12 protein-coding genes and 1 pseudogene are annotated in these 13797 nt (G+C 72.2%); 7 read left to right on the top strand and 6 right to left on the bottom strand.

The features are described from left to right. Nucleotides 1-112 precede the first annotated feature (112 nt). The gene (locus J7523_RS16950; RefSeq protein ID WP_291889268.1) at nt 113-628 is read right to left on the bottom strand and encodes a GNAT family N-acetyltransferase; all 516 of its coding nucleotides are present in this window, start codon (nt 626-628) and stop codon (nt 113-115) included. A 205-nt stretch (nt 629-833) separates the two neighbouring features. Between J7523_RS16950 and J7523_RS16955 the strand changes: the two genes are divergently transcribed. Next, the gene (locus J7523_RS16955; RefSeq protein WP_291889271.1) at nt 834-1556 is read left to right on the top strand and encodes a class I SAM-dependent methyltransferase; all 723 of its coding nucleotides are present in this window, start codon (nt 834-836) and stop codon (nt 1554-1556) included. Between the two features lie 52 nt (nt 1557-1608). Here the strand turns inward: J7523_RS16955 and J7523_RS16960 are convergent, their stop codons facing one another. From J7523_RS16960 to J7523_RS16970, 3 genes are all read right to left on the bottom strand, one after another. Continuing rightward, nucleotides 1609-2316, bottom strand: a complete 708-nt coding sequence (locus J7523_RS16960) for a DUF72 domain-containing protein (protein ID WP_291889273.1) — start codon at nt 2314-2316, stop codon at nt 1609-1611. Between the two features lie 14 nt (nt 2317-2330). Then, entirely contained in the window at nt 2331-3329 is a 999-nt protein-coding gene (locus tag J7523_RS16965) for an NAD-dependent epimerase/dehydratase family protein (RefSeq protein WP_291889275.1), read from the bottom strand. Between the two features lie 109 nt (nt 3330-3438). Then, entirely contained in the window at nt 3439-4248 is an 810-nt protein-coding gene (locus tag J7523_RS16970) for a helix-turn-helix transcriptional regulator (RefSeq protein WP_291889278.1), read from the bottom strand. A 104-nt stretch (nt 4249-4352) separates the two neighbouring features. Here J7523_RS16970 and J7523_RS16975 point away from each other — a divergent pair, with 104 nt between their 5' ends. After that, nucleotides 4353-5099, top strand: coding sequence for an SDR family NAD(P)-dependent oxidoreductase (locus tag J7523_RS16975; protein WP_291889280.1), 747 nt, complete (start codon nt 4353-4355; stop codon nt 5097-5099). Between the two features lie 90 nt (nt 5100-5189). On the opposite strand, the gene trpA is transcribed toward J7523_RS16975, so the two are convergent. Together trpA and trpB are read right to left on the bottom strand one after the other, a co-directional pair. After that, on the bottom strand, nt 5190-6029 hold the full coding sequence (gene trpA, locus J7523_RS16980) for a tryptophan synthase subunit alpha (RefSeq protein ID WP_291889283.1): 840 nt from the start codon (nt 6027-6029) through the stop codon (nt 5190-5192). Further along, nucleotides 6026-7265, bottom strand: a pseudogene (gene trpB / locus J7523_RS16985) (tryptophan synthase subunit beta). Before trpB ends, trpA begins: the two are co-directional and overlap by 4 nt. Nucleotides 7266-7692: 427 nt before the next feature. Here trpB and J7523_RS16990 point away from each other — a divergent pair. The 5 genes from J7523_RS16990 to J7523_RS17010 all read left to right on the top strand — a co-directional run bounded on the left by J7523_RS16990 (nt 7693) and on the right by J7523_RS17010 (nt 13793). Further along, a complete protein-coding gene (locus J7523_RS16990; RefSeq protein ID WP_291889285.1) occupies nt 7693-9153 on the top strand; it encodes an NAD(P)-binding protein in 1461 nt (486 codons plus the stop codon). Between the two features lie 49 nt (nt 9154-9202). Further along, nucleotides 9203-10201: a LacI family DNA-binding transcriptional regulator gene (locus J7523_RS16995; protein WP_291889287.1), complete on the top strand. Its 999-nt coding sequence runs from the start codon at nt 9203-9205 to the stop codon at nt 10199-10201. 129 nt (nt 10202-10330) lie between these two features. Continuing rightward, nucleotides 10331-11677 (top strand): cellulose binding domain-containing protein, encoded by a 1347-nt coding sequence (locus tag J7523_RS17000; RefSeq protein WP_291889290.1) that lies wholly within the window; start codon nt 10331-10333, stop codon nt 11675-11677. A 68-nt stretch (nt 11678-11745) separates the two neighbouring features. Continuing rightward, the gene (locus tag J7523_RS17005) at nt 11746-12312 is read left to right on the top strand and encodes a dihydrofolate reductase family protein (RefSeq protein ID WP_291889292.1); all 567 of its coding nucleotides are present in this window, start codon (nt 11746-11748) and stop codon (nt 12310-12312) included. 197 nt (nt 12313-12509) lie between these two features. Continuing rightward, the gene (locus tag J7523_RS17010) at nt 12510-13793 is read left to right on the top strand and encodes a tyrosinase family protein (protein ID WP_291889295.1); all 1284 of its coding nucleotides are present in this window, start codon (nt 12510-12512) and stop codon (nt 13791-13793) included. Nucleotides 13794-13797: the final 4 nt, after the last annotated feature.

Below are 13797 nucleotides of genomic sequence, written 5' to 3' on the forward strand. Positions count from 1 at the left end.
GAACGTCGTGCAGTACTCCGACTGGAACGGCGCCAACCAGCAGTGGCAGCTGGTCCGGGTGGGCTGAGCCGGCCCGGGACGACGGCGGCTGGGCTCGCCGCGGCCGGCCCGCTCACAGCTCCCGGACGGTGAGCAGGCTGCGGCCGTGCACGGACGCGGACACCACCGCGCCCGTCTCGTGGAACTCGAGCTTCTCCAGCACCCGGCGGGACGCGACGTTCCAGTCCCACACCGACGCCCACAGCCGGGGGTAGCCCGCCGCGCGCGCCCACGCGACCACTGCCGCGCCGGCCTCGGTCGCGTATCCGCGGCCGTGCGCCGACCGCAGCAGCTCGAAGGCCAGCTCAGGCTCGTCGGGCGCCCCACCTTCGTGGCCGATCACGCCGCAGTACCCGATCACCTCGGCCGTGTCCTTGCGGTGGACGGCGAGCAGCCCGGGCTCGTCCGCGAGCTGCTCGACGATGTCGGCCAGGGTCGGCCGGCCGTCGGCGTCGATCCGCCGGTGCTCGGGCACCCGCGGATCCCTCTCGGTCCACAGCCGGCGGTACGTCGCAGCCTCGTCAGTCCTGCGAGGCCGCAGCATGAGGCGATCGGTCTCGAGGGCGTCCAGCACGCGGATCGGCGCCATCCGGCGATCGTGCCACGACGAGGTCTCGACGCCGACGGCGGCTGCGCACCGGTCGCCAGGTTGCGCAGCTCCTGAGGAGGGGACGCCGGCCTCCCCCGAGACAGGCCGGAAAGAGGAGGCGGACGACGACGTGAGACGGCACGGGCTGTCACGGGCGCCCGTGAATCGACTGGGCTCCGCGCGCCCGGAACCCTAGCGTCGGCCCGTGCCCGACTACGACAGCAGGCTCGTGGAGCTCTACGACCTGGACAACCCCGACGGTCCGGACCACGACCACGTGCGCACGCTCGCCGACGAGATCGACGCGCAGGCGATCCTGGACGTGGGGTGCGGGACCGGACTGCTGACCGCCAGCCTCGTGCGGCCGGGCCGGCGGGTCGTCGGCATCGATCCGTCGGCCACGATGCTCGGGTTCGCCGCGCGCCGCCCCGGCGGCGACGAGGTGACCTGGATGCTGGGCGACTCCCGGGACATCCCGGACGGGCTCTTCGACCTGGCGGTCATGACCGGCAACGTCGCCCAGCACATCCCGGACCCGGCCTGGCAGCGCACGCTGTCCGACATCCACGCCGCACTTCGCGACGGGGGCGTGCTCACGTTCGAGAGCCGCAACCCGCGCGTCCGAGCGTGGGCGACGTGGTCCGGCGCCGCACCGACGACCCGGGCGACCGGCCACGGTCCGATGCGGGAGTGGATGGACGTCGACGAGCTGGAGCCGGGCCGGGTCCTGCTGACGGCGTACAACGAGTTCACGGACACCGGTGAGCTCGTGGTCGAGACGGTGACGCTCGAGTTCCGTGCACGCGAGCAGATCGAGCAGCAGCTCGACGACGCGGGGTTCGCGGTCGCGCACGTCTGGGGCGACTGGTCCCGAACCCCCTGCACCGACGACGCCCCGATCATGATCTTCGAGGCGCGCCGACGGTAGGCGGGCACGTCGTGCCGCACACAGCGATCCCCCGGCGCCCCCGCCGGCTGCGTCAGAGCAGCGCGAGGAACCGCTCCGCGTCGGCGACGCGAGGCAGGTTGTTGAACATGACGTAGGGCGACGGTCGGCCGTCGACCCGGTCGCGCAGCCGGCGCAGCTCGTCGTCCGAGTGCACGTGACGCGCGCCGGTGGTGCCGTGCAGCCGGTAGTAGGTCTGCTCTGGCGTCACGGTCTCGGCCTGCATCGGGTCGACGACGTGCACGAGATCCAGCTCGGCGCAGAGCTCCGTGAGCAGCGACGCGGGCCACTCACCACGAGGTTCCCACAGCAGTCGCCCCGCGGGGCGCTCCACCTGTGCCAGGAAGTTCCGCAGCCGTCCGACGTTCTCCGCCGTCGGACGCAAGCTCTTCGGGCACTGGAGCAGCACGGCGGTGGCCCGCAGGATCCGGGCGCACTCGAGGGTCCGCTGCCATCCGGCCAGGACCGGCGGTGTGGTCCTGAACGCTCCGACCTGGCCACGCGCGCTGTCCGGCAGAGGCTGCTTCAGGCGCCGGTAGGTGGGGCTGCCGGACTCGTGCGTGACGACCTGCCACGCCTTGATCGTGAACTCGAAGGCGGCCGGCACCTGGGCTCGCCAGCGCGTCAGCACGGCGTCGGACGGCGGTTCGTAGAACGTGTGCTGCACCTCGACGACGGGGAAGCGGCGGACGTACGACGCCTGCGAGACCGTCCACCCGCACAGCCCGACGCGCACGCCCACCGCCGACCGACCCGTCAGAGCGGGCGCGGTCGGTAGGCCTCGAGCAGGCGCTCGGTGAGCGCCTCGAACTGCGGGTCCACCGCCCGGCGCGCGGGATCGGCGTCGTGCCAGGCGACGATCTCGCGAGCACCCTGCGCGAACGGGATGCGGGGCGAGAACTGCGGGACCAGTCGCCGGATCTTGGTGTTGTCGAAGATCATCGTGTGCGCCTTGTCGCCGAGGATCCCGGCGCCGAGCTCCGGGTCGGCGGCGGCGATCGCCTCGGACGCGACGTGCACGAGCCGTGGCTCGTCGACGCCCGCCGCCCGGGCCATCGCGACGTAGATCTGGTCCCACGACGGCGCCTCGTCGCCGGTGATGTGGAACGCCTGGCCGATCGCCTCTTCACGCCCCAGCAGCCCGACGAGCCCGACCGCGACGTCGGCGCTGTGCGTGATGGTCCACCGCGACGTCCCGTCCCCGGGCACCACGACCTCCAGGCCGCGGCGCATCCGGTCGACCACCGTCCAGCCGCCGTCCATCGGGACCAGCGTGGCGTCGTAGGTGTGCGACGGGCGCACGATCGTCATCGGCAGACCGGTGTCGCGGTAGGCGCCGACGAGGAGGTCCTCGCACGCGATCTTGTTCCGGGAGTACTCCCAGAACGGGTTGCGCAGCGGCGTCGACTCGACGACGGGCAGGGAGGTCGGCGGCGTCTGGTAGGCCGAGGCGGAGCTGATGAACACGTACTGGCCGGTGCGGCCGGTGAACAGGTCGAGGTCGGCCTGGACGTGGTCAGGGGTGAACGCCATGAACTCCACGACGGCGTCGAACTCCAGGTCACCGACCGCCGACCGGACGGCCGCCGGGTCGCGGACGTCGGCGTGGAGCACGCGGACGCCGTCGGGTACCGGCCGCGTCGACGACCTCCCGCGGTTGAGCACGGTGAGCTCGACGCCCTCGGCGACCGCGCGCCGGGCGGCCTCCGCGCTGATGATGCCGGTCCCGCCGATGAAGAGCGCGCTCAGTGCCATGCCTCGCAGGATACGGAGCGGCAGACGAGCACACCGGTCGGCGGGACACAGCGTGCCCGCGCGAGTGTGCGGCGCCACGATCGGCCGGGCGACGGGACGGACCGTCGGGCTACACCAAGGACGCGAGCAGCCCCAGCCGCTCCGCGGACGCAGATCCGGTGTCGGCGTAGTAGACGACGAGGACGACGTCGTCCACCGGGAGCTTGTCGCGGTGCAGCTCGAGCTCACCGACGACGGGGTGGCGCACCGTCGTCGTACCGCCCGACAGGGGGCGCACGTCGTGCCGTGCCCACAGCTCCCGGAAGTGGCCGCTGGCGAGCGAGAGCTCACCCACGAGCTCGACGACCCGGGCGTCGTCGACGGCCTGCCCGACAGAGCTGCGGAACGCGGCGACGAACCCGGCGGTCGCGGCCTCCCAGTCGACCTGGAACTCGCGCTCCTCCGGGTCGAGGAGCAGGGAGCGCAACCGGTTCTCGCCCGGCCGCAGACGCGGCGAGAGCGCGCGGGCGAGGTCGTTGGACGCGAGGACGTCGAACGCCCGACCCTCGACGAACGCGGGCACGTCCAGCGCCCGCAGGAGGTGGTGGAGCCGCTCGGGGACGCGCTCGACCCTCCTGCGCGGGCGACGGGCCCGGGGCTCCGGCTGAGCGAGCCCGTGCAGATAGTCGCGCTCGACGTGGCTGAGCTCGAGCACCCGGGCGAGCGCGTCGAGCACCTGCGGGGACGGGTTCCGGTCGCGGCCGCGCTCGAGGCGCAGGTAGTAGTCGGCGCTGATGCCCGCCAGCATCGCGACCTCCTCGCGCCGGAGCCCGGGCACCCGCCGCCGGCCGTGCGCGACGACGCCCGCGCGTTCCGGGGAGACGAGTCCTCGCCGGGCGCGCAGGTAGGTGCCCAGCCGGTTCGACTCGTCGTCCGCCACACGAGAACGGTAACCACGGGGCGCGACGGCGTGAGGGGGCCCCGCCACTCCCCGGATCACGGGGGAACTGCCTCGGAGGGCGGCGGCGCGACACCGTGGGAGCCATGAACCTCACCTCTCGCACCGTCCTCGTCGTCGGCGGCACCTCGGGCATCGGGCTCGGGTTGGCCCGCCGCCTCGCCGCCGCAGGCAGCAGCGTCGTCGTCGGCGGCCGCAGCATCGACCGCGTCTCCGACCTGCCCACCGTCCCGATCGACGTCACCGACGACGACTCCGTCCGAGCCGCGCGCGACGACGTGCTCGCACGCTTCCCGGACCTCGACGTCGTCGTCACGATGTCCGGCGTGATGCCCCTCGAGGACCTGCTCGACCCGGGTCACTTCGCCACCGCGCGCGCCACCGTCGAGACCAACGTGCTCGGCACCATCCGCGTGGTCGACGCGTTCACGCCGCACCTCGTCGGGCGCGGCGCGGGCACCTTCGTCACCGTCAGCTCCGGCATCGGCTTCCTGCCGTTCCCGCCGATGCCGACGTACGGCGCCTCGAAGGCGGCCGTGCATGCGTACTCCGAGGCGCTGCGCGCACAGCTCGCCGGGACCGGCGTCGACGTCGTCGAGCTGGTGCCGCCTGCCGTCGCGACGACGCCCGCGCAGCGCGAGCTCAACCCCGCCGCCCTCGACCTCGACGCCTACCTCGACGAGGTGCTGACCCTGCTCGGCACGGACCCGACGCCCGCCGAGATCCTCGTCGAGGCCGTCCGGATGCACCGGTGGGCCGAGCGCGACGGGACCTACGCCGAGCTCGTCGCCCGTCGGTCGCAGGCCTTGGCGATGCTGCCGGGCCGCGGCTGACGCGCAGCGGCCTCCGCAGGGGCCCGAGCTGACCGATCGCGCCTCACGAGCGCTCGCCGCCGTCCCGTCGACGGCGGCGAGCGCATCGCGTCACCGCGTGGTCGTCGCGCTGCTCCCTTCGGCCGAGCGGACGGCCTCCGACATCTCCCGGGCGAACGAGCGCACGGCCTCCACGCCGGTGCGGTGGTCGGGGGCGTCCAGCATCCGCTGCACGAACGCCGACCCGACGATCACGCCGTCGGCGTACCCGGCGACCTCCCGGGCCTGCGCGGCGGTCGAGATGCCGAGCCCCACGCAGACCGGCAGACGGGTGGTGGCCGCGGCGCGTGCGGCGAGCTCCCTGGCCCGCCCCCCGACGGACTCGCGGGTCCCCGTGACGCCCATGACCGACGCCGCGTACACGAAGCCCGAGCTCGCCGCCGTGAGGGCGGCCAGCCGCTCGGCGGTGCTGCTCGGCGCCGCGACGAGGACCGTCGCGAGACCGTGCTCGTCGGCGTGCACCCGCCACTGCGCCGACTCCTGCACGGGCAGGTCCGGCAGGATGCAGCCCGCGCCGCCCGCCTCGGCGAGCTCCGCGGCGAACCGCGCGACGCCGTACCGGTCCACCGGGTTCCAGTACGTCATGACGAGGACTGGCGCGCCGGTGGCCTCGTGCACCTCACGGACCGTGCGCATGACGTCCCGGATCCTCAGGCCGCCGCGCAGCGCGATGTCGTCGGCAGCCTGGACGACCGGGCCGTCGATCACCGGGTCCGAGTGCGGCAGGCCCACCTCGACGACGTCGGCGCCGCCGTCGACGGCCGCCGTGATCGCCTCGATGCCGCCGTCGACGGTCGGGAAGCCGGCGGGCAGGTAGGCGATCAGCGCCGCTCGGCCGGCGGCCCGCGCGCTCGCGAGCGTGTCGGTCAACAGCTGGAGGTTGCCGGTCATCGCAGGTCGCTCCCCTCGTCCAGGCCGAAGTACCGGGCCGCCGTGTCCATGTCCTTGTCGCCGCGCCCGGACAGGCTGACGACGATCAGCCCGTCCTCGCCCAGCTCCCTGCCGACCGCGAGCGCACCCGCGAGCGCGTGCGCCGACTCGATGGCCGGGATGATGCCCTCGGTCACCGAGAGCAGCCGCATCGCGCGCATCGCCTCGTCGTCGGTCACGGCCCGGTACTCCGCTCGTCCCGCGTCCCGCAGGTACGAGTGCTCGGGGCCGACGCCCGGGGTAGTCGAGGCCGGCCGAGATCGAGTACGGCTCGGTGATCTGGCCCTCGTCGTCGTGCAGGAGGTACGACCGGGAGCCGTGCAGGATGCCGGGCTCGCCCATGGTGAGGGTGGCGGCGTGCTCACCGCTCTCGACGCCGTGACCGGCGGGTTCGCAGCCGATCAGGCGGACGTCGACGTCGGGCACGAACGCGTGGAAGAGCCCGATGGCGTTGGAGCCGCCACCCACGCACGCGATCGCGGCGTCCGGGAGCCGCTCCGCGCGCTCGAGGAGCTGGCGGCGCGCCTCGACGCCGATGACCCGCTGGAAGTCGCGGACCATCATCGGGAACGGGTGCGGGCCCGCGACCGTGCCGAACAGGTAGTGCGTGGTCTCGACGCTGGCCACCCAGTCGCGGAACGCCTCGTTGATGGCGTCCTTGAGCGTGCCGTTCCCGGACCGCACGGCGACGACCTCCGCGCCGAGCATCCGCATGCGCGCCACGTTGAGGGCCTGGCGCTGGATGTCGGTCTCGCCCATGTAGACCCGGCAGTCCAGGCCCAGGAGCGCGCACGCGGTCGCCGTGGCCACGCCGTGCTGGCCCGCGCCGGTCTCCGCGACGACGCGGGTCTTGCCCATCCGCTTCGTGAGCAGGGCCTGGCCCAGCACGTTGGTGATCTTGTGCGAGCCCGTGTGGTTCAGGTCCTCGCGCTTGAGGAAGACCCGGGCGCCCCCGGCGTGCTCGGCGAACCGAGGCACCTCCGTGAGCGGACTCGGGCGGCCGGTGTAGTGGGCGAGCAGGTCGTCGAGCTCCGCGGCGAAGCCGGGGTCGGTCCTGACCTTGTCGTACTCGACGGCGACCTCGTCGACCGCGGCGACGAGCGCCTCGGGGACGAACTGGCCGCCGAACGCGCCGAAGTACCCCGCGGCGTCGGGGACATGCCGTTCAAGGGCAGGGAAGAAGAACGTGCTGGGCATGCGGGAACCTCACGGTGAGCGGGGATGACGGACGTCCGTACGGGGCGTCCGAGCTCGCCGCAGGAGACAGCCCTGCACGACGACCGTGGCACGCCCCTAGGGGGCGCCCCGCCATCGCATGCCCTTGACCTGCCCAGGCTCCGCGCCGATGTGGTACCTCACGCGGCGCCCGTGGACCCGGCGCGCCGGCGACCCGCAACCGCACGGGCGGCAGCCCGGGGCGAGGCGCGCACCGATCAGCATGCCGGCGAGCATAGCCGCAGCGCCGGTGCGCGGACGTTCGGCCCGAAAGGGCAGTCGCCAGCAACTGGCCGGACCGTAGTTTGGCCAGTGACGGACGGGTCGCTCGCCTGGTTCATGGCAGCCGCGCTGCCGCCACGAACGCGCCACGGGCGTCCGATGGCAGATCAGCAGGGGGCCGCACGACATGGAAGTGATCTATCAGACCGGCGGAGTCCGCAAGGTCGTCAATCCGGCACTTCTCGTGATCGCGTGCGATCCGCGCGCCCTCGAACCGGTGATGGACTACACCCCGCACGAGCGCGCGCTGCTCGACTCGCTCCAGAACTTCACCTTCTACACGACGTGCCTGCGGGTCTATCCGCGCACGGCGCAGGAGCGGGTCGTCATCCTCGCTCCCGACATCGTCGAGTCGCAGACGGGTCTCGTGCAGGGGTACCGCAACGAGACCGCCAAGCAATGGGGCCTTCCGGTCGCGAACGCCGCCGCGACCAACGTCGTCACGACGTACCAGATGGTCGGGGTCGGCGGCCCGTCGGATCCCGCCACGCTCGCCGCACAGCGGGACGCGTTCCTGGACAGCCCGCCGTCGTGGTGGCCCTTCCAGCCGGGCCGGTACGAGATCGTGCAGGTCGACGAGGACCAGGACGGCGACATCCACCCGGCCGTGAACCCGCTCGCGACGCCGTACTTCGACCAGTTCACGTTCGACGCCCTCGCGGCCGGGGCTCCGTGGCGATGGCTCGACCTGCAGGGCGAGAACGACACGGTGTACGTCCACGCGTCGACGTGCTTCGAGTCCGTCCTGCACTGCTGGTCGTACCTGAACATCCTGCTCGGCGCGAAGCCCGAGCTGCTGTCGGCGGCCAAGGACAGCGCGATCGTCGTCATCGGTGCCGGCGTGAGCGGGCTGCTGTTCGCGCAGCGCTTCATCGACGCGGGCTACCGGAACGTCACGCTGCTGGAGCAGACGAACCGCTTCGCCGGCAAGACGCACTCGCTGCAGGTGCCGGACCAGGGCGGCACGTCGATCGCCGAGCTCGGCACGTGCTACCTGTCGCCGGCGTACGACGACATGGTGCAGGCACTCTCCGAGTTCACCGTCGGCAACGCCCGGATACCCGTCGCGCACGGGACCGGACGGGGAATCGTCGTCGGCGACACGGTCATGTCGTTCGGCGACTACGGGCTCATGGTCGCCTGTCAGTACCTGGGTTACGGGTGGCCGTGCAGCCAGGCGGACCAGGATCTCGCCTACCTCGAGCTCGTGAAGGCCGCCGGGATCTACGTCGCCCTGCGTTTCGAGATCTTCGGCACCGTCGACGGCGTCATGCCGGTCTCGAGGCCCGCCGGCGACCCGTACGGCATCTTCTCGAAGACCTTCGCGCAGTATCTCGACGACAACGGCATGGGCGCACTGACGGGCTATCTGATCTACGCCTACCAGGTGCAGGGGTACGGCGACCTCGACAAGATCCCCGCGTACTACGGACTCGTCTGGGTCACGCCGGACATGGCGTGGCCGTTCGGCGAGACGAGCGGCGTCACGGCGTGGGCGAAGGGCTGGGAGGACGTCTGGGACCAGATGGTCGCGAAGCGCCGGCTGAACATCCAGCTGAACACCGAGGTGATCGCGATCCGCCGCTGACCCTGCATGATGGGGCCGTGCCGCTGGACCGCCTGCCCGTCGAGGTCGCATGTCACGGGTGACGATCTCCGACGTCGCTCGCGCCGCTGGCGTGTCCGTGGCGACCGTGTCGAAGGTGCTCAACGCGCGGGACGGGGTCGCCCCGTCGACGTCGACCCACGTGATGAGCGTGATCGAGCAGCTCGGCTACGAGTCGAGCCTGGTGGCCCGCGGGATGCGGTCGCGTCGCACGCACGTCATCGGGATCCTCGCCGGGGAGTTCGAGCCGTTCTCCTCGGAGATCTTCAAGGGTGCGGCAGCCGCCCTGAGCGACACCGGGTACGAGCTGCTCGCCTACACCAGCGGTGTCCGGGGCGGCGGCGCGGGCTGGGAGCGGCGGTTCCTGTCCCGGCTGAGCGGCACCCTGATCGACGGTGCGGTGCTGGTCACGCCTGCGACCGCACCGGTGGACGTCGACGTCCCGGTCGTCGCGATCGACGCGGCCGCGGGCCCGTCCGGACAGCCCGGCGTCGACTCGGACAGCCTCGGGGGCGCGATGCTCGCCACCGAGCACCTGCTCGGGCTCGGCCACCGCCGGATCGGCTTCATCGGCGGCCGACCTGACCTGTACCACTGGTCCCGTGTGCGTGAGCACGGCTTCCGGACGGCGATGGCCGCGGCGGGCGTTCGCGTCGACGAGTCGCTCCTGCTGACCGACGACTACGGGCGGGGCTCCGTCGTGGCGGCGCTGCGGGCGCTGCTGTCCCGCGAGGACCGCCCCACCGCGATCTTCGCCGCGTACGACGTGTCGGCGATCGCCGCCGTCGACGTCGCGCGCGACCTCGGTCTGCGCGTGCCGGACGATCTGTCGGTCGTGGGCTTCAGCGACATCCCGGAGTCCGCGCAGACCGACCCGCCGCTCACGACGGTCAGCCAGTCGATCCAGGAGATGGGGGCCGCGGCGGTGCGGTTGCTGACCGGTCTGCTCGACGGGGCGGCCCCGGACGAGGCGCACGTGCGGCTCGCGACCTCTCTCGTGCTCCGCCGGTCGACCTCGGCGCCGCGCTGACGCGCGGCGGGCACAGCGTGCGCGCTCAGGTCGGACCACTCTGGTGAGCTCGTAAACGATTCGTCGTCCCCCGGAGCGGGCGCGGGAGTGCACAGTCGGTGCGACCGTCGCGCACCCGGAGGAATCGACATGGCCAGGCAGAGGAACGTCCGTTCGTGGAGCCGTGTGCTCGCTGTGCTGCTGGCGGGCGCCTGGCTGGTCGCGGCGCAGGCGCCGGCCGACGCGATCAACCCCGGCGGCGAGCCCGCGCCCGTGACCGGCAACGCCACCTGGTTCGACAACCTCGGCTCCCCGTACGGCGGCTGCGGCCTGCCGCAGGACCAGCTCGAGACGCAGAACTGGATCGCCCTCAACGTCTTCAACACGCCGGGCGACTACGCCATGTACTCCCGGCCGATGGCCGCGGGCGACCCGAAGATCGGCATGTGGGACAACGGTCACAACTGCGGCCGCTGGGTGCGGGTCTCGATCGGCGACTACTGCACGGGCCTCAACGACGGCGCCGCCGGGCAGGCGTTCTGCCGCAACGGCGCGTGGGTCTCGGACAAGTACAACGGCGCGACGCTCGACATGCTCGTCGCCGACAGCTGCGGCGACCCGAACGCGTGGTGCCGTGACGACCCGTACCACCTCGACCTCGCCCACCAGGCCATCAACAGGTTCGTGAAGAACGGCGCCGCCGTCGGCGACCTCGAGCCGAACCACTGGGGGAACCGCCACGTGACGTGGGAGTTCATCCAGGCGCCGAACTACACCGGCGACATCGAGATCGGGTTCATCCAGGGCTCGGAGAAGTGGTGGGGCGGCGTCTCGATCAACCACCTGCCCAACGGCATCCACGGCGTCGAGCACTTCACCGACGGCGCGTGGGTCACGACCCCGATGAACACCGACATGGGGCAGTCCTTCCTGGTCAAGCCGACCACCGCAGGCGGGACCGACTACCGGATCCGGGTCAAGGACGTCACCGGCGCGTACGTCTTCGGCGGTCGCGAGTACGCGTTCTCGCTCCCCGCGAGCTGCGGCGGCAAGTGCTCGGCGGCGCGCACCGTCGTCACGTACACGACGTCGGGCGGCGACACGTCGACCCCCACCCCCACGCCTACCCCGACGGTCACGCCGACGCCGACCGTCACCCCGACGCCGACCCCGACCCCGACTCCCACCCCGACGCCGACCGGCGGGTCGACCGGGTGCACCGCGAGCTTCAAGGTCGTGAACGCATGGTCCGGCGGCTTCCAGGGCGAGGTCACGGTCCAGGCGCGCGCCGCGACCACGTCGTGGAGCGTGAGCTGGCAGACGTCGGGCGAGCGGGTGGACCAGGTGTGGAACGGGACGCTGTCGTCGCAGAGCGGTCGCGTCACCGTCCAGAACGTGGCGTGGAACGGTCGGTTGGCCGCGGGCGGCTCCACGACGTTCGGGATGCTCGGCAGCGGGACACCGCCGTCGCCCGCGCTGACCTGCACCGGCGCCTGAGGTCCGCGCTGTTGCCGCTGCCTGCGTGGCGCTGACAGGCTGGAGCCCTCGTCAGGCCGGAGGAACCCATGGGCAAGCTGATCTACGCCGCCAACATCTCGCTCGACGGGTACCTGGAGGACGAGAGCGGGGCCTTCGACTGGTCGGTGCCGGACGAGGAGGTGCACGCCTTCTGGAACGAGCACGAGCGGAAGGTCGGTACGTCGCTCTACGGCCGCCGCATGTACGAGACGATGCGCGTCTGGGAGGACGACGACTGGCTGGCTGACGAACCCGCCGTGGTCCGCGAGTACGCGACGATCTGGCGCGACGCCGACAAGGTCGTCTACTCCACGACGCTCGACGCGGTGACGACGGCGCGGACCCGGATCGAGCGTCGGTTCGACCCCGAGGCGGTGCGACGGCTCAAGGAGGAGTCGAGCGCTGACGTGAGCGTCGGCGGCGCGACCCTCGGCGCCGAGGCGTTCCGGCACGGCCTGGTCGACGAGTGCGTGCTGCTCCTGTGCCCGGTGGTCGTGGGTGGCGGGAAGCCGGCCCTGCCGCGAGGCGTGCGGCTCGACCTGGAGCTGCTGGACCACCGGCGGTTCGCCAACGGCGTGATCTCCCTGCACCACGCGGTACGCGGCGCCACCTGACGCCCGGCCGCGTCTACGCTGGAGGAGGTCGGAGGCGCCGTCAGGGGTGTGGTCGCGTCGAACCGGCCGAGAGCCCTGATCGTCGTCGAGCCCACCGCGCCCGCCGCCGTGCGCACCGGTTCGCCGACCACCTCCGCACGTGGTGCCGCCCCGGGGGGTGCGGTGCCGTCGTCCTCGACCGGAAGAGTCGATGCCGCATGCCGATCCGACGGAACCTGACGACCCTGTCCGACGACGACCTCGACGCCTGCGTGCAGGCGATCCTCGCGCTCAAGGCTGCAGGCGAGTACGACGAGTTCGTCACGGCGCACGCGACGGCGACGATGCGCACACCGCAGCAGGCGCACATGAGTCCGATGTTCCTGCCCTGGCACCGCCAGTTCGTGCGGGCGTTCGAGCTCGCCCTCGGCCCGTCGTTCGCGCTGCCGTACTGGGACTGGGCCGCCGACCAGGCGCTCCCCGACCCGACGAAGGGGAAGATCTGGGACGACGACTTCATGGGTGGTGAGGGCGACCCGGTGACGACCGGCCCGTTCCGCCAGGGTCAGTGGACGCTCGCGGGCGGAGGGCCTCTCGTGCGCGCCTTCGGGTCGCCGCCGATGACGTTGCCCTCCGCCGCCGACGTCGACGCGGCGCTCGCGGTGAACGTGTACGACGCTCCCCCGTGGAACGACGTCGCGATGGCGGCCATGGGGTACGAGAGCTTCCGGAACCAGCTCGAAGGCTGGCTGCTGAAACCGACGCAGGCCTTCCAGCCGCAGCTGCACAACAGGGTCCACGTGTGGGTCGGCGGCTCCATGGACAACATGGAGACGTCACCCAACGACCCGGTCTTCTTCCTGCACCATGCGAACATCGACCGCATCTGGAGCCGGTGGCAGGCGATGCACCCGACCTCCGGGTACCTGCCGGCCGCCGGCGTCCCGGGTGTCAGCGCGGGCGACGTCATGTGGCCGTGGGACGTCGCGGGGTCGGTGGTGACCCCGGACGACGTGCTCTCCACCAACCTGCTCGGGTACGTCTACGACAGCGAGATCCAGCGCAGCGCCACCGCCGGTGGCCCGCACGGCGACGCGTTCGACGACTCGACCACGATCGAGTTCATCCCCGCGATCATCAACTCGGTGAGCGCGACCTGGAACACGGTGATCACGAGCCTGTCCACGAACTACAAGTACGACGGGCCGGCGCCGCACGGGACGCCAGTCTCGGACCACTCGGGCAGCGTGACGGTCCCGCCCCACCAGACGATCCAGGCGATCACCGTGTACACCCACAAGGACCACGACAAGACGGGGGTCGCGGCGCTCTCGATCGAGGTCTCCGGCCAGCCCGCGCAGCTGCTCGGCCCGGCTCAGACCACCGCGGGGCAACGGTTCGCCGCGCCCCCGGGCACCTACATCGCCGGCTTCGTGGGCCGGGCGAGCAACCGCATCTACTCGCTCGGCGTGGTGGCGCTCCCGATGCAGCAGGGCTTCTGACGGA

This window comes from Cellulomonas sp., from assembly GCF_017744555.1.
Taxonomy (GTDB): domain Bacteria; phylum Actinomycetota; class Actinomycetes; order Actinomycetales; family Cellulomonadaceae; genus Cellulomonas.